The sequence below is a fragment of the Mycobacterium sp. 852002-10029_SCH5224772 genome (genome assembly GCF_001667315.1).
Classification (GTDB): Bacteria; Actinomycetota; Actinomycetes; order Mycobacteriales; family Mycobacteriaceae; genus Mycobacterium.
On sequence record NZ_LZHT01000005.1, the window covers coordinates 34,019 to 49,448 of the forward strand.

Annotated in this window: 15 protein-coding genes; 12 read left to right on the forward strand and 3 right to left on the reverse strand. The window is 67.0% G+C overall.

Going from position 1 to position 15,430, the window contains the following annotated elements:
• The first annotated feature begins 52 nt into the window (after positions 1–52).
• The 4 genes from A5775_RS00745 to A5775_RS00760 are packed head-to-tail and all read left to right on the forward strand — an operon-like array spanning position 53 to position 4,239.
• Positions 53–1,702 carry a circularly permuted type 2 ATP-grasp protein gene (locus A5775_RS00745; RefSeq protein ID WP_067245788.1) on the forward strand — a complete coding sequence of 550 codons (1,650 nt, stop codon included), beginning with the start codon at positions 53–55 and terminating at the stop codon, positions 1,700–1,702.
• A complete protein-coding gene (locus A5775_RS00750; protein ID WP_067245791.1) occupies positions 1,702–2,679 on the forward strand; it encodes an alpha-E domain-containing protein in 978 nt (325 codons plus the stop codon). Before A5775_RS00745 ends, A5775_RS00750 begins: the two co-directional genes overlap by 1 nt.
• Entirely contained in the window at positions 2,679–3,518 is an 840-nt protein-coding gene (locus tag A5775_RS00755; RefSeq protein ID WP_067245794.1) for a transglutaminase family protein, read from the forward strand. Before A5775_RS00750 ends, A5775_RS00755 begins: the two co-directional genes overlap by 1 nt.
• A 19-nt stretch (positions 3,519–3,537) precedes the next feature.
• Entirely contained in the window at positions 3,538–4,239 is a 702-nt protein-coding gene (locus A5775_RS00760; protein ID WP_067245797.1) for a hypothetical protein, read from the forward strand.
• Between the two features lie 11 nt (positions 4,240–4,250).
• On the opposite strand, the gene A5775_RS00765 is transcribed toward A5775_RS00760, so the two are convergent.
• Positions 4,251–5,093, reverse strand: a complete 843-nt coding sequence (locus A5775_RS00765) for a ribonuclease Z (protein ID WP_067245801.1) — start codon at positions 5,091–5,093, stop codon at positions 4,251–4,253.
• A gap of 157 nt (positions 5,094–5,250) precedes the next feature.
• Here A5775_RS00765 and A5775_RS00770 point away from each other — a divergent pair, with 157 nt between their 5' ends.
• Positions 5,251–5,679: a CBS domain-containing protein gene (locus A5775_RS00770; RefSeq protein ID WP_067245806.1), complete on the forward strand. Its 429-nt coding sequence runs from the start codon at positions 5,251–5,253 to the stop codon at positions 5,677–5,679.
• Between the two features lie 101 nt (positions 5,680–5,780).
• Here A5775_RS00770 and A5775_RS00775 read toward each other — a convergent pair whose 3' ends face one another.
• Positions 5,781–6,383 carry a type II toxin-antitoxin system PemK/MazF family toxin gene (locus tag A5775_RS00775; protein WP_067245809.1) on the reverse strand — a complete coding sequence of 201 codons (603 nt, stop codon included), beginning with the start codon at positions 6,381–6,383 and terminating at the stop codon, positions 5,781–5,783.
• 62 nt (positions 6,384–6,445) lie between these two features.
• Between A5775_RS00775 and lepA the strand changes: the two genes are divergently transcribed.
• From lepA to A5775_RS00790, 3 genes are read left to right on the forward strand one after another with little or no spacing between them, the layout of a single operon-like run.
• Positions 6,446–8,386 (forward strand): translation elongation factor 4, encoded by a 1,941-nt coding sequence (gene lepA, locus A5775_RS00780; protein WP_369827755.1) that lies wholly within the window; start codon positions 6,446–6,448, stop codon positions 8,384–8,386.
• 2 nt (positions 8,387–8,388) lie between these two features.
• Positions 8,389–9,147, forward strand: coding sequence for a sensor domain-containing protein (locus A5775_RS00785; RefSeq protein ID WP_067245817.1), 759 nt, complete (start codon positions 8,389–8,391; stop codon positions 9,145–9,147).
• Positions 9,148–9,178: 31 nt separating this feature from the next.
• Positions 9,179–9,922 (forward strand): sensor domain-containing protein, encoded by a 744-nt coding sequence (locus A5775_RS00790; protein ID WP_067245820.1) that lies wholly within the window; start codon positions 9,179–9,181, stop codon positions 9,920–9,922.
• An 87-nt stretch (positions 9,923–10,009) separates the two neighbouring features.
• Here the strand turns inward: A5775_RS00790 and A5775_RS00795 are convergent, their stop codons facing one another.
• A complete protein-coding gene (locus A5775_RS00795) occupies positions 10,010–12,049 on the reverse strand; it encodes a glycoside hydrolase family 15 protein (RefSeq protein ID WP_067245823.1) in 2,040 nt (679 codons plus the stop codon).
• Between the two features lie 127 nt (positions 12,050–12,176).
• On the opposite strand from A5775_RS00795, the gene A5775_RS00800 reads away from it, so the two are divergent.
• The 4 genes from A5775_RS00800 (at position 12,177) to cysW (ending at position 15,426) form a co-directional block, all read left to right on the forward strand.
• Positions 12,177–12,371 (forward strand): hypothetical protein, encoded by a 195-nt coding sequence (locus A5775_RS00800; RefSeq protein ID WP_067245827.1) that lies wholly within the window; start codon positions 12,177–12,179, stop codon positions 12,369–12,371.
• Between the two features lie 339 nt (positions 12,372–12,710).
• A complete protein-coding gene (locus A5775_RS00805) occupies positions 12,711–13,742 on the forward strand; it encodes a sulfate ABC transporter substrate-binding protein (RefSeq protein ID WP_067245830.1) in 1,032 nt (343 codons plus the stop codon).
• Positions 13,739–14,611 (forward strand): sulfate ABC transporter permease subunit CysT, encoded by an 873-nt coding sequence (gene cysT / locus A5775_RS00810; protein ID WP_067245834.1) that lies wholly within the window; start codon positions 13,739–13,741, stop codon positions 14,609–14,611. The genes A5775_RS00805 and cysT overlap by 4 nt, the downstream gene beginning before the upstream one ends.
• Positions 14,608–15,426 (forward strand): sulfate ABC transporter permease subunit CysW, encoded by an 819-nt coding sequence (cysW, locus tag A5775_RS00815; protein WP_067245837.1) that lies wholly within the window; start codon positions 14,608–14,610, stop codon positions 15,424–15,426. The genes cysT and cysW overlap by 4 nt, the downstream gene beginning before the upstream one ends.
• Positions 15,427–15,430: the final 4 nt, after the last annotated feature.

A 15,430-nucleotide genomic window follows, 5' to 3' on the forward strand; every position in this document is an offset into this window, starting at 1 on the left:
AAACGGGAACACGTGGGCTGCCATAACGTCGATTTGAGGCAGCATCTGAACAGTGAGTCTGACGAACCAGCTTGATCAGACCAGGCGGGGTTTTCGCGCTGCGCGATCTGAGCGCATTTTCGGCGGATACAACACGTCCTCGGACGCCTACGACATAGCGTTCGATGAGATGTTCGACGCCCAGGGCGCTGTTCGCGGCCCCTACCGCGGCATTTATGCCGAGCTTGCGCCGTCGGACGCCTCGGAGCTCGAAGCCCGCGCCGAAGCGCTCTCCCGCGCGTTCCTCGACCAGGGCATCACCTTCTCGTTGTCGGGCCAGGAGCGGCCCTTTCCGCTGGACCTGGTGCCGCGGGTCATCTCGGCGGCCGAGTGGACGCGGCTGGAGCGCGGCATCATCCAGCGGGTCAAAGCGCTCGAGCTCTACCTCGACGACATCTACGGTGACCAGGAAATCCTCAACGACGGGGTGATCCCTCGTCGCTTGATCACCTCCTGCGAGCATTTTCACCGCGAGGCGATGGGCATCGTCCCGCCCAACGGGGTGCGGATCCACGTCGCCGGCATCGATTTGATTCGCGACGAAAAGGGCGATTTCCGGGTCCTCGAGGACAACCTGCGCTCGCCCTCGGGCGTCTCCTACGTCATGGAGAACCGGCGCACCATGGCGCGCGTCTTCCCCAACCTGTTCGCCACCCATCGCGTGCGTTCGGTGGACGATTACGCCGCCCACCTGCTGCGGTCGCTGCGCAACTCCGCGGCCACCAACGAGGCCGACCCGACGGTGGTGGTGCTCACCCCGGGTGTGTACAACTCGGCGTATTTCGAGCATTCGCTGCTGGCCCGTCAGATGGGGGTCGAGCTGGTCGAAGGGCGCGACCTGTTCTGCCGCGACAACCAGGTGTACATGCGCACCACCGAAGGGGAGCGCCAGGTCGACGTCATCTATCGGCGCATCGACGACGCCTTCCTGGATCCGCTGCAGTTCCGCGCCGACTCGGTGCTGGGGGTGGCCGGCCTGGTCAATGCCGCCCGCGCCGGAAACGTCGTCATCTCCAGCGCGATCGGCAACGGCGTCGGCGACGACAAACTCGTCTACACCTACGTGCCCACCATGATCGAGTACTACCTGGGTGAGAAACCGTTGCTGGCCAACGTGGAAACGCTGCGCTGCTGGCTCGACGACGAACGCGAAGAGGTGCTCGACCGGCTCGACGAGCTGGTTCTCAAGCCGGTCGAGGGGTCCGGCGGCTACGGGATCGTGTTCGGCCCGGAGGCCTCCGAGAAGGAGTTGGCTACCGTCGCCAAGAAGGTTCGCGACGATCCACGGAGCTGGATCGCCCAGCCGATGATGGAGCTGTCGACCGTGCCGACCCAGGTCGGCAGTGCGCTGGCGCCCCGCTACGTCGACCTGCGGCCCTTCGCGGTCAACGACGGCAACGACGTGTGGGTGTTGCCCGGCGGGCTGACCCGGGTGGCCCTGGTCGAGGGGTCGCGGGTGGTCAATTCCAGCCAGGGCGGCGGCTCGAAGGACACCTGGGTGTTGGCGTCGCGGGCATCGGCCGGCGACCACGAACTCGAGGCGGCGGAGGTGGTGCGTGCGTTGCCGGATTCCATGGCGGACGCGGCCGTGGACGGTCAGGCCGATGCGGCGCAGGACGGCCAACCCCCGCAACAGCAGCAGCAGCAGATCGTGATCCGCTGATGCTGGCGCGCAACGCCGAGGCGCTCTACTGGATCGGCCGCTACGTCGAACGCGCCGATGACACGGCGCGAATTCTGGACGTGGCGCTGCACCAATTGCTCGAGGATTCCAGCGTCGACCCGGATCAGGCTTCGCGCCTGCTGCTGCGGGTGCTCGGCATCGACCCGCCGGATCATGCCCTGGACGTGTGGTCGCTGACCGATCTGGTGGCCTATAGCACCAACGCCCAGGGTGGCTCCTCGATCGTCGACGCCATCACCGCGGCGCGGGAAAACGCGAAGTCGGCGCGGGAGGTGACGTCCAGCGAGATCTGGGAGTGCCTCAACACCACCTACCACGCCCTGCCTGAGCGCGAACGTGCCGCCAAACGCCTTGGGCCACATGACTTTTTGTCGTTCGTCGAGCGGCGGGCGGCGATGTTCGCCGGCTTGGCCGACTCGACGTTGTCGCGCGACGACGGATATCGCTTCATGGTGCTGGGCCGCGCGATCGAGCGGGTGGACATGACGGTGCGGCTGTTGCTGTCGCGGGTCGGAGACAGCGCCTCGTCCCCGGCGTGGGTGACGCTGCTGCGCTCGGCGGGCGCGCATGACACCTATCTGCGCACCTATCGCGGTGTGCTCGATGCGGGCCGAGTCGTCGAGTTTATGTTGCTCGACCGGCTTTTTCCGCGTTCGGTGTTCTACTCGCTGCGCCTGGCCGAACACAACCTCGACGAACTCGTCCACAACCGGCAGAGCCGGATCGGGGCCACCGCCGAGACCCAGCGGTTGCTCGGGCAGGCCCGCAGTGAATTGGAGTTCGTCCAGCCCGGTGTACTGCTGGAGACATTGGAAATCCGGCTGGCGGGCCTGCAGCGCACCTGCCGCGATGTCGGAGAAGCCTTGGCGTTGCAGTACTTTCACGTCACGCCGTGGGTGGCGTGGTCGGACGCCGGCCAGCGCACCCGACTGGTCAGCAGGAAGGAGGACGGCTGATGTGGCGGCTGCGGGTGGTGCACACCACGGGCTACGCCTACCAGTCCCCGGTGACCGCCTCCTACAACGAAGCGCGGCTGACCCCGCGGTCGAACAACCGCCAGAACGTCATCCTCAACCGGGTCGAAACCATCCCGGCAACCCGGTCCTACCGCTACATCGACTATTGGGGCACCGCGGTGACGGCGTTCGACCTGCACGCGCCGCACACCGATCTCACGGTGATGTCCTCCTCGGTCGTCGAGACCGAACGCGCCGAGGGGCCGAACACCGAGGTGGGCTGGGACGACCTGCACTCGGATGGGGTGATCGACCGCTTCGACGAGCTGCTCCGTCCCACCGAGCACACCCCGGCCAGCAAGCGGGTGGCGTCGGTGGGCAAGAAGATCAGCAAAACCCACGGGCCGGCCGAAGCCGTTGTCGCCGCGGCCAATTGGGTGCGCGACCAACTGGGCTACCTTCCGGGGACCACCAGCGTGCACTCGTCCGGGCTGGACGCCCTCAAAGAGGGCAAGGGCGTCTGCCAGGATTTCGTGCACTTGTCGCTGATGTTGTTGCGCGGCATGGGGATTCCGGCGCACTACGTGTCGGGATATTTGCATCCCAAACGCGACGCCGTCGTTGGGGACACCGTGGACGGGCGAAGTCACGCCTGGATCGAGGCGTGGACGGGCGCGTGGTGGAGCTATGACCCCACCAACGACGCCGAGATCACCGAGCAGTACGTCGGCGTGGGTGCGGGCCGCGACTACGCCGATGTTTCCCCGCTGAGAGGCATCTACTCCGGGCAGGGCGCCACCGACCTCGACGTCATCGTCGAGGTCACCCGGCTGGCCTAGCCGGGAATACCGTTGCGTAATGACCGATTCCCCCGACGGCGCGGCCCGGCGCGACGCCAACCATCGCGAGCCGCCCCTGACCGCGCTGTCCCTGCTCTGCATCGGGCTGCTCTTCGGCGGGATCGCCATCGGAGTCACGATGGGTGGCGTCATGCCGTTGCCGTACGGCCCCGTCGGTGCGGTGGCCGCGTACGTGCGTACCCAGCCGGCGGCCGTGCGCGTCATCGCCGTCGCGATGTTCGCGTCGTCGGTGCCGCTGGCGCTCTACGCGGCGACGGCCGCCGCGCGGCTGAGACAACTGGGCGCCGGCCCCGGCCGCGCCGCGATCGCGCTCACAGGGGGCATCTTGGCCGCCGGGGCACTCGGGTTCGCCGGCCTGTTGGGTTGGACGCTGTCGTGGCCGGAAGTCAGTGCCGACACCGGGTTGGTCAGAGCGCTCTACATGCTGGTCTTCCTCACCGGCGGCCCGGGCCACATCGTGGCGTTGGGGCTGTTGGTCGCCGCGATGGCGGCGTCCGGGCGGACCGGGGGAGTGCTGCGCGGACCGCTCGCCCGGTTCGGCCTGGCCACAGCCGTCCTCGCCGAATCGGCGGCGTGGGTGTTGATCTGGCCCCCGCTGGGTGTCCTGTTGCCGATCGCGCGGGTGTCGGCGTTGACCTGGCTGGTGGCAGCAGGTGTCGTCATTAGCCGTGCGGCGCACCGGGATTCGTCATCCCGGTGAGCTCCGTTGCGTCAGGACGGCGCGTCGACCTGAACCCGGTGCAGGTCGTCGCCGAGCTCGATGCGCCCACCGAACTCCCCGGCGGCCAGCGCCCGCCACTGCTCTTCCTGGCCGGGCACCAGCGCCGGCACATAGTGCGTCATGACGAGGGTGCCCACGCCCGCGCGGGCCGCGGTGGCGGCCGCCTCTTGTACCGACGAGTGGTAGTCGCAGATGTCGACGAGCCGCTGCTGCGGGATGGTGGCGACGATGTCCTTGCGGATCACCGTGTGCACCAGGGCGCCGGCACCGGCCGCCAGGTTGTCCAGGCCCGCGCACGGCACGGTGTCGCCGGCGAGCACCACCGAGGCACCCTCGTATTCGATGCGAAAGCCGATCGTCGGGGCCACCGGCCGGTGATCGGTGGGCCCCACCCGAATCGATACGCCGTCGCGCTCCCACACGGGACCGTCGGTGTATTCGTGGACCTCCACGGCCGGCGGCGCATTCAGGTCGGCGTGGTGGGCGATCCGGTAGCCGATGTCGTGGTGGAACGCCTTGAGCGTCGCCTGCACCAGTTCGGCGGTGCCGGGCGGCCCGATGATCGGCAGCGGCGCGGGATCGGGGGCGAAGGTGCTGATCCACCGCGTGATGAGGACGTCGCCCAGATCGCCGACGTGATCGCTGTGCAGGTGGGTGAGCAGCAACGCCGACAATCCGGCCGCGCCCACCCCGACCGCGGCCGCGCGCTGGAGCACGCCACGCCCGCAGTCCACCAGGAACACCTGCCCGCCGGCCCGCACCAGGGTCGACGGCCCGGCGCGGTTCGGGTCGGGGATCGGACTTCCGGTGCCCAGCAGGGTGACCTCGATCATGGCCCCATCTTGCAGGCCCCGGCCGCGAACAGTGGCCCAATCGAGCGATCCGGGGCCGGGACACAATCTGAGTGCAGGTTCTCTCGGCGCCTTTTCCACCGCGCGAGTTAGCCGTAGCCTGATGTGAAGCGGATCACAAACCCGGCTGGAGGCCTTGATGCGGATTGCGGACGTCTTGCGGAATAAGGGCGCGGCGGTGGTGACGATCAACCCGGACGCGACGGTTCGTGAGCTGCTTGCGGGCCTCACCGAGCAGAACATCGGCGCCATGGTGGTGGTCGGCGCCGAGGGCGTCGTCGGAATCGTGTCGGAGCGCGATGTCGTGCGCCAGCTACACACTCATGGCGCCAGCGTGCTGTCTCGCCCGGTTTCCAAGATCATGACCAGCATGCTGGCCACGTGCACAAAGACCGACGAGGTCGACGCGATCAGCGTGCTGATGACCAAGAACCGGGTGCGGCACGTGCCGGTGCTGGACGGCAAGAAGCTGATCGGCATCGTCAGCATCGGTGACGTGGTGAAGACCCGGATGGAAGAACTCGAGGCCGAGCAGCAGCAGCTGCAGTCCTACATCACCCAAGGCTGATCGCCCGGCTGATCGGCCGGCGTCAGCTTTCGCTCGCCGAACGTGCACTCAGGGCGAGAATTCTGTCGTTTTCTCGCCGTGGTTGCACGCTCGGCGAAGGCTCAGCGCCAGGAGTAGTCGGCGCGCAGCCGGGCCGCCACCGCGTCGAAGATCTCCCGATCCAGGATCGCGCCCTCGCGACGAATGCCCTCTTCGGGTACGTCGAGCACCCGGTCCAGCCGGACCCAGCTCTTCCTGCCCTCGTAATCCCAAGGGCCGGAACCGATTCCGACCCAGTCGGGGTTCACGGAATGGCGCTCCTGGCTGGACACCATCAACCCCAGCAGGATGCCGCGGTCGCGCCCCACGACCAGCACGGGTCGGTCCTTTCCCCGGGTGGGATCGTCCTCGTAGACCACCCACGTCCAGACGATCTCGCCGGGATCGGCCCTGCCGTCCAGGCTCGGCGCGTACACCAGCCTGCGGGCCCGCTGCGCGGTCGGGAGGCTGCCGCTGGTCACCGGCCGACCGGGGGCGGGCGCGTCGGAAGGCGGCGGCGCGACCGCGGCGATGACGTTGGCGGTGATCCTCACCGCTTGCTGCAGCTCGCGCAGCACGGTCTGGGAGTTCTGCACCTGCCGGACCAGGCGCGGGGCGCCGTTGAACACCAAATTCTCGGCGAACCGCTGAAACGTCTTCCACTGGGATTTCCGGGGAGACGCCATAGTCGCAGCATAGACGCGAGCGGTCGGCTGCGACTGTGTCCAAGTAGGTCCCGGCGGCAAGTCTGGATACGCTGGACATACCCGCGAACCGCGCTAGAAACGGCCGCGAAGCACCGCATCAAGCTTGCACGCACCAGGAGATTCCCATCAGCAGTTTCGCCGACAAGACCTTCACCGCGCCGGCGCAGATTCGGAATTTCTGCATCATCGCCCACATCGACCACGGCAAGTCCACGCTGGCCGACCGGATGCTCCAGCTCACCGGCGTCGTCGACGAGCGGTCGATGCGCGCCCAGTACCTGGACCGGATGGACATCGAGCGTGAGCGCGGGATCACCATCAAGGCCCAGAACGTGCGCCTGCCGTGGAAAGTCTCCGGCGGCCCCGATGCCGGAAAAGAATTCGTGCTGCACCTGATCGACACCCCGGGCCACGTCGACTTCACCTATGAGGTGTCGCGCGCGCTGGAGGCGTGCGAGGGCGCGGTGCTGCTGGTCGACGCCGCGCAGGGCATCGAGGCGCAGACCCTGGCCAACCTCTACCTGGCGCTGGATCGCGACCTGCACATCATCCCGGTGCTGAACAAGATCGACCTGCCCGCCGCCGACCCCGACCGCTACGCCGCCGAGATCGCCCACATCATCGGCTGCGAGCCGGGCGACGTGCTGCGCGTCTCCGGCAAGACCGGCGACGGCGTCGCCGACCTGCTCGACCATGTGGTGCGCGAGGTGCCGCCCCCGCAGGGCAACGCCGACGCGCCGCTGCGGGCGATGATCTTCGACTCGGTCTACGACATCTACCGCGGCGTGGTGACCTACGTCCGGGTGGTCGACGGCAAGATCACCCCGCGCGAACGCATCGCGATGATGTCCACCGGCGCCACGCACGAACTGCTCGAGGTAGGCATCGTCTCGCCCGAGCCGAAGGCCAGCGGCGGCCTGGGCGTGGGGGAGGTGGGCTACCTGATCACCGGCGTCAAGGACGTCCGCCAATCCAAGGTCGGTGACACCGTGACGGCGGCCCGCCACGGCGCCACCGAGGCGCTGACCGGATACCGCGAACCCAGGCCGATGGTCTACTCGGGTTTGTATCCGGTGGACGGCTCCGATTACCCGAACCTGCGCGACGCGCTGGACAGGCTGCAACTCAACGACGCGGCCCTGACCTACGAGCCGGAGACGTCGGTGGCACTGGGGTTCGGATTCCGTTGCGGCTTCCTGGGTCTGCTGCACATGGAGATCACCCGGGAGCGCCTGGAGCGAGAGTTCAACCTCGACCTGATTTCGACGTCACCCAACGTCGTCTATCGCGTGGTCAAGGACGACAACACCGAGATCGTGGTGACCAACCCGTCGGACTGGCCGGAAGGCAAGGTTCGCGAGGTCTACGAGCCGGTGGTCAAGACCACGATCATCGCGCCGAGCGAATTCATCGGCACCATCATGGAACTGTGCCAGTCGCGTCGCGGCGAGCTCGGCGGGATGGATTACCTGTCGCCTGAACGCGTGGAGCTGCGCTACACCATGCCGCTGGGCGAGATCATCTTCGATTTCTTCGATTCCTTGAAGTCACGCACCCGCGGCTACGCCAGCCTCGACTACGAGGAGGCCGGCGAGCAGGAGGCCCAGCTGGTCAAGGTCGACATCCTGTTGCAGGGCGAGGCGGTCGACGCGTTCAGCGCGATCGTGCACAAGGACGGCGCCTCGGCCTACGGCAACAAGATGACCACCAAGCTCAAAGAGCTGATCCCGCGCCAGCAGTTCGAAGTGCCGGTCCAGGCGGCCATCGGATCGAAAATCATTGCGCGCGAAAACATCCGAGCCATCCGCAAGGATGTGCTGTCCAAGTGCTACGGCGGCGACATCACCCGTAAGCGCAAACTTCTGGAGAAGCAGAAGGAAGGCAAGAAGCGGATGAAGACCATCGGGCGGGTCGACGTGCCGCAGGAAGCGTTCGTCGCGGCGCTGTCCGCGGACGCGGCGGGGGACAAGGGCAAGAAGTAACCATGCGGATACTCAAAGCGGCGGCGACGCTCGCGGCGCTCGCCGCGCTGGTGACGGGTTGTGGTGCGGTCGTGGACGGCACGGCGAAGCCGGCGCCGAACCTGAAGCTGCGGCCGCTGAGCGGTCCGACGGTCAGCAAGGTGCTGCTCGACGGCGCGGCCCTGTCGCGGATGCTCGACCAGACCTTGATCTCCCGGGATCCGGCCCAAGTCGGCGGCCCCGAGAAGCTCTATCAGGTCAGGCGGTCGACGTCGCAGGCGGGTTGCCTGGGCGTGACGGCGATGCTGCAGAAGAGCGTGTACCGGTCCGCTGACGTGCAGGACGTCGCGTCGGAGTCGTGGTGGAACAACGGCGAACCGGCCCAGGTGATCACCGTGATGGAGGGCGTGGTCACGCTGCCGTCGGCCGCGCAGGCTCAAGCGCTGTTCGCGCAATTCTCCCAGCAGTGGCAACAATGCAACGGCATGACGACATCGGAACAGACGGGCCCGATCAGCACCACGAACGTCATCAGCGATGTCCGCGGCACCGCTACCACCATCGCGGCGACCAAGACCGCGACCTCGGTGCTGCCCAACATGCCGGCCCTGCGGCCCACCCCGCAGGCGCGGGCCATTGCTATCCGGTCGAACTGCCTCGTCGAAGTCGAGGTGGTTTTCTTCGGCGGGCGACGATCCACCGACCCGGGATCGGCCGACATCAACAGCAGCGCACTCGACATCGCGCACGCCATGATGGACAAGGTCAACGCGCTGAGCTGACGCAGCGCCGAAACCGAGGGGACGGCGAGGGGTGAAGAGCCGCTGGTGCTCACTGGCCGCGATGGTCGCCGTGCTGCTGGTGAGCGGCTGCACCGAAACCACCGCTGGCACAGGAAGTCTGGCACCGAACGTGGGGCGGGTACCAGCCATCAAACGCGCGTTGTTCGACGGAACCGCGCTGGCAAAGATGCTCGATCAGCCGTTCCAACCGTACCCGCACTATTCGGAGTTCGGGGGCGGCGACAAATTGGGAACCACTTGGGATGACGCGCAGCCCGCCGACTGCATCGGTGTGGTCCATTGGATGCAGCGGGGCCAGTACGGCTCCGCGCCGATGCAAGAAACGGCGGCCGAAATGTGGGTGCACAAAGGTGATTCCGTGAAGGTCGACAGTGTCGAGGAAGGCATCGTCGCGTTGCGGACGCCCGCGGACGCCGACGCGCTATTCGCCAGGTTCGCCGCGCAGTGGCAGAAGTGCGACGGGACCACGCTGACCGTGAAGCCCGTCGATGTGTACGGTTCGGACGCCATCTCCGACGTACGCGTCCTGGATTCGGTTGTCGCGGCTACGGTTTCGATGGGGTCCGGCCCGCACTCGGTTTTGAACCCAATCCCCATGGCCCGGGCCCTTGGCGTCAAGGGACCTTACTTGGTCGACGTGACGGTCGACTTCATTCCCATCTTTGGTCCAGGAGATGAGGGCAACGGCGACATCAACACCACCGCCATCGACCTCACCCACGCGCTCATGGACAGACTCAGCGCCCGCAGTTGACGTGGGCGCCCGGCTCACCTGATGTGGCGACCCGCTTCGCGCGGCTCCGCGCTCGCGATCGCCACGGCCGCCCTTGCGATCGCCACGTCACATCGGCGCGTTGGCGGGCTGGAACATTCCGGAGCCGTCGGCCTCCTCCTCGGCCCGGATGACGTGCACCACCGCGTTGATCAGCGCCAGGTGGGTGAACGCCTGCGGGAAGTTACCCAGCTGCCGGCCGGTGCGCGGCTCGATTTCCTCGGCGTAGAGGTGCAGCGGGCTGGCGTAGGACAGCAATCGCTCACACAGGCGTTTGGCGCGCCGGACCTCCCCAATTTCGACCAGCGCCGATACCAGCCAGAACGAGCAGATTGTGAAGGTGCCCTCCTCGCCGGACAGGCCGTCGTCGGTCTCCTCGACCCGGTAGCGCAGCACCAGGCCTTCCTGGGTGAGTTCGTCGGCGATCGCCAGCACGGTGTTGCGTATCCGCGGGTCGTCCGGCGGCAGGAACCGCGTCAGCACCACCAACAGCAGCGAGGCGTCCAGGGCATCGCTGCCGTAGCGCTGGGTGAATACCCCGCGCGAATCCACGCCGTGCGCCAGGATGTCGGCCTTGATCTCCTCAGCGATGGCCCGCCACTGCTGGGCGTAGCTCTTCTCGCCCTGGCGCTCGGCCAGCTTCGCCCCGCGGTCGAGCGCCACCCAGCACATCACCTTCGACGACGTGAAGTGCTGCGGTTCCCCGCGCACCTCCCAGATCCCGCGGTCGGGCTCGCGCCAGTGCTTGATCGCCTCTTCCACTTGCTTTTTCAGCACCGGCCACAACGTCTCCGGGACCTGCTCGCGCGACTTGGCGTGCAGGTAGAAGGAATCGAGGATGGAGCCCCAGATGTCGTGCTGGACCTGGTCGAAGGCCCCGTTACCGATGCGCACCGGCCGGGCCTGGTCGTAGCCGGACAGGTGATGCAGCTCTTCTTCGACCAGGCTGCGCTCGCCGCCCACGCCGTACATGACCTGCAGCGGGTGCCGCTCGTTGTGGTTGGCCCCCGAGACATCGGCGATGAAGGCGAAGAAATCGTCGGCCTCGCGGTCGAGCCCGAGGGTGTAGAGGCCCCACAGCGCGAACGTGGAGTCACGCACCCAGGCGTAGCGGTAGTCCCAGTTGCGTTCGCCCTGCGGTGTTTCCGGCAGCGACGTGGTGCTGGCCGCCAGCAGCGCGCCCGTGGGCGAGTACGTCAGCCCCTTCAGCGTGAGCGCGCTACGTTGCAGGTATGCCCGCCAGGGGTGGTCGGGGAAGTTACCGATGTTGATCCACTGCCGCCAGCACTCGGTCGTCTGCCACATCTTGTCGGCGGCTTCTTCGTAGGTCTGCGGCGCAGGGTGTTTGGTCCAGCTCAGCGCGACGAACACGTCGTCGCCCTCTTTCATCCGGGTGCGTGCGCGCGCTTCCCGGCCTTCCAGGCCGATCCGCAAGTTGGTGGTGAGCCGCAGCGTCGGGTGGGCATCGGGTTGCTTGGCGGCGCGCGCGATCGCCTCGCCGTACGCGTTGGCGGAGTATTCCCAGGTGGCCCCCACCCGGTGGTAGTCGAACGCCGGCTCGCAGCTCATCATCAGCTCGACGGTGCCGCTGACGCAGCGCACCGTGCGCAGCAGGATGTGCTCGGCGTCCCAGTCCATCGGGGTGCGACGGTGCGTCCGCGATCGCCGGTCGAGGTCGTGCCAGGGGCCCATCACCAGCGCGTCGCGCACGATCAGCCACCCGGTGTGCGTCTGCCAGGTGGTCTCCATGATGAGGCTGCCCGGAAGATACCGGCGGGCCGACGGCACCGAGACGCCGTAAGGGCCCAACCGGAAATGGCCGGCGCTGCGGTCCAGGATCGCCCCGAACACGCTCGGCGAGTCCGGCCGCGGCACACACAGCCACTCCACCGACCCGGCCGGGGAGATCAGGCAGGTGTTTTCCCAGTCCGACAGGAACGCGTAATCGGCGATCGGCGGAAACGGGTTACGCAGCGCTGCACTGGGGGCAAGGGGTCCGGGTGTGCGCAGGTCGATGGAGGAAGACATCGACGTTGCGGATGCCGTTTGAAACGCTGCGTCGGGCATGGTGTCGGCCGGTTGGTCATCGGGCTGAACATGCAGAACCATCTGGATATCATCGACCGCGCGGCGGCCCTGCGTCCAACGTTTCGCCGCGGCGGCGTGGCGCGCAGCTACTCAGGCGCTGATCTCCGCGCATTGGTTTTGTGCCGCACCCCCGAATAGGGTGAGCTCCGTGAACGCGTTCCTCAATTGGTGGGACGGCAACGAGCTGTGGCTTTCGGGGCTCCCGTTCGTACTGCAGGCCGCGGTGGTGATGCCGGTCGTGCTGGCGGTGGCCTACGTGACGGCAGCCCTGCTTGACGGCCTGCTCGGCAAGGGCATCGAGTTGATGGGCCGCGCCCGCGATGCCGGCGAGACACCCGGGTAAACGCGCATGCCTCGGTCGCACGTGACGCTCGTTCTCCTCATCTTGATGGCGCTGGTGATCGGCACGTGGCTGGTAACCCATTTGATGCACCGGTAAGGCCCCTGGACGCCTTTGCTAGGCGCCGGCCTGCGGTGGCGGCACCGTCAATTCCTGTTAGGCTTCCCGCCATGCGCGTGACGTTGGGCATTCCCGGGTGCTATGCCCTCGTGCACTGTTGTCGCTGACTCCCAAACCCGTGTGCGGTCTGGTTCTGGAGTTCTCGGATTCTCCTGAAGTTCTAGTTGCCTTTCCGCTGAGACGGGACCGAAATCCGATCAGCTCCGCACCGGAAGGCCTTCGATGGATATCAGGACCGCATTGCGTTGGCGGCCTGTCTTCGCCCTGGTTTCGATAGCGGGCCTCGTCGCCGGGTGTCATGGCGGTCCCAGCGATGCCGTCGGCGGCGGCGGACTGGCCGGGGCGCGCACCAGCATCACGCTGGTTGCCTACTCGGTCCCAGAACCCGGATGGAGCAAGGTGATTCCGGCGTTCAATGCCTCCGACGAAGGCAAGGGCGTGCAGGTGGTGACCTCCTATGGGGCCTCCGGCGACCAATCCCGCGGTGTCGCCGACGGCAAGCCGGCCGACGTCGTGAACTTCTCCGTCGAACCCGACATCGCCCGATTGGTCAAGGCCGGCAAGGTTTCCAAGGACTGGAACACCGACGCCACCAAGGGAACCCCGTTTGGCTCGGTGGTCACGCTGGTGGTGCGCAAGGGCAATCCGAAAAACATCAAGGACTGGGATGACCTATTGCGGCCCGGCATTGAGGTCATCACACCCAGCCCGCTCAGTTCGGGGTCGGCCAAGTGGAATCTGCTCGCGCCGTACGCCGTCAAGAGCGAAGGGGGCGCTAACAGCGCGGCCGGTGTGGATTTCATCAAGAAGCTGGTGACCGAGCACGTCAAACTCCGTCCCGGATCGGGGCGCGAGGCCACCGACGTCTTCGTCCAGGGCAGCGGTGACGTGCTCATCAGCTACGAGAACGAGGCCATCGCCACCGAGCGGGCCGGCAAAGCGGTCGACCACGTCAACGTGCCGCAGACCTTCAAAATCGACAACCCGGTCGCCGTCGTCAACACCAGCCCTCATCTGGAGGCCGCGGTCGCCTTCAAGAACTTCCAGTACACGGCCGCGGCCCAAAAGGTATGGGCGCAGGCCGGTTTCCGGCCGGTCGACCCCTCAGTCGCCGCCGACTTCCGCACCCAATATCCGGTGCCGACCAAACTGTGGACCATCGCCGACCTCGGCGGCTGGAGCACCGCGGATCCGCAGCTGTTCGACAAGAACACCGGCAGTATCACCAAGATCTACACGCAGGCCACCGGATGACGGCCATCACGCCGGACCCGCTGGCAATCCGGCCCGAACTCAGCGGTGATGCCGGGCACGGGCCGCTGCCCGGGCGGGACCGTGGCACCACCGGCCTGCGGGTCGGGGTGGCCACGGTGTGGCTGTCGGTGATCGTGCTGCTGCCGCTGGCGGCGATCGCCTGGCAGTCCGCAGGCGGCGGCTGGCACGCGTTCTGGCTCGCGGTCACCTCGAACGCCGCGCTGGAGTCGTTCCGGGTGACCCTGACGATCTCGGCCGGGGTGACTGTGCTCAACCTGATTTTTGGCCTGGTGATCGCCTGGGTGCTGGTACGCGACGACTTCGTCGGGAAGCGACTCGTCGACGCGATCATCGACCTACCGTTCGCGCTGCCCACCATCGTCGCCAGCCTGGTCATGCTGGCTCTGTACGGCAACAACAGCCCGGTGGGGCTGCACCTGCAGCACACCGCGTGGGGTGTGGCGGTGGCGTTGGCTTTCGTCACGCTGCCGTTCGTGGTCCGCGCGGTCCAGCCCGTGCTGTTGGAGTTGGACCGCGACGTCGAGGAGGCGGCGGCCTCGCTGGGCGCCAGCGGCCCGAAGGTCTTCACCTCCGTGGTGCTGCCGGCCCTCCTGCCGGCGTTGTTGTCCGGTGCGGGCCTGGCGTTTTCACGCGCGATCGGCGAGTTCGGGTCGGTGGTACTGATCGGCGGCGCGGTGCCGGGCAAGACCGAAGTGTCATCGCAGTGGATACGGACCTTGATCGAGAACGACGACCGCACCGGTGCCGCCGCGATATCCATTGTGTTGTTGGCGATTTCGTTCGTCGTCCTGCTCGTCTTGCGGGTCGTGGGTGGGCGCGCGGCCAAACGCGAGGAGCTGGCCGGGTGACGTCGTCGGCGGGAGTCCGTTATTCGCTGCGCTTCGTGGCGCTCGGCTACATCTTCGTGTTGCTGGTCGTGCCGGTGACGTTGATCCTGTGGCGGACATTTCGCCCCGGGTTCGGTCAGTTCTACGCCTGGGTGAGCACCCCCGCGGCGATCTCGGCACTGAACTTGACGCTGTTGGTGGTGGCGATCGTGGTGCCGCTCAACGTGGTTTTCGGAATCCCGACGGCATTGGTGCTCGCGCGCAACAGGTTTCGCGGTAAGGGCGTGCTCCAGGCGATCATCGATCTGCCGTTCGCGGTTTCGCCTGTCATCGTGGGCGTGGCGTTGATCGTGTTGTGGGGTTCGGGCGGTGCGCTGGGGTTCGTCGAAAAAGACCTCGGGTTCAAGATCATCTTCGGCCTGCCGGGCATCGTGCTCGCCAGCATCTTCGTCACCCTGCCGTTCGTGGTGCGTGAAGTGGAGCCGGTGCTGCATGAGCTGGGAACCGACCAGGAGGAGGCGGCGGCGACGCTGGGTTCGGGCTGGTGGCAGACGTTTTGGCAGATCACGCTGCCGTCCATCCGGTGGGGCCTGACCTACGGCATCGTGTTGACAATCGCACGTACCCTGGGGGAATACGGTGCGGTGCTCATCGTGTCGTCGAACCTGCCGGGGAAGTCGCAAACACTGACATTGCTTGTTTCGGACCGATACAACCGCGGTGTCGAGTACGGCGCCTACGCGCTGTCGACCCTGTTGATGGGGGTTGCGGTGCTGGTGCTGATTTTCCAGGTGGTGCTCGACGCCCGCCGCGCACGAGCGGCGAGACAGGCCTGACGAG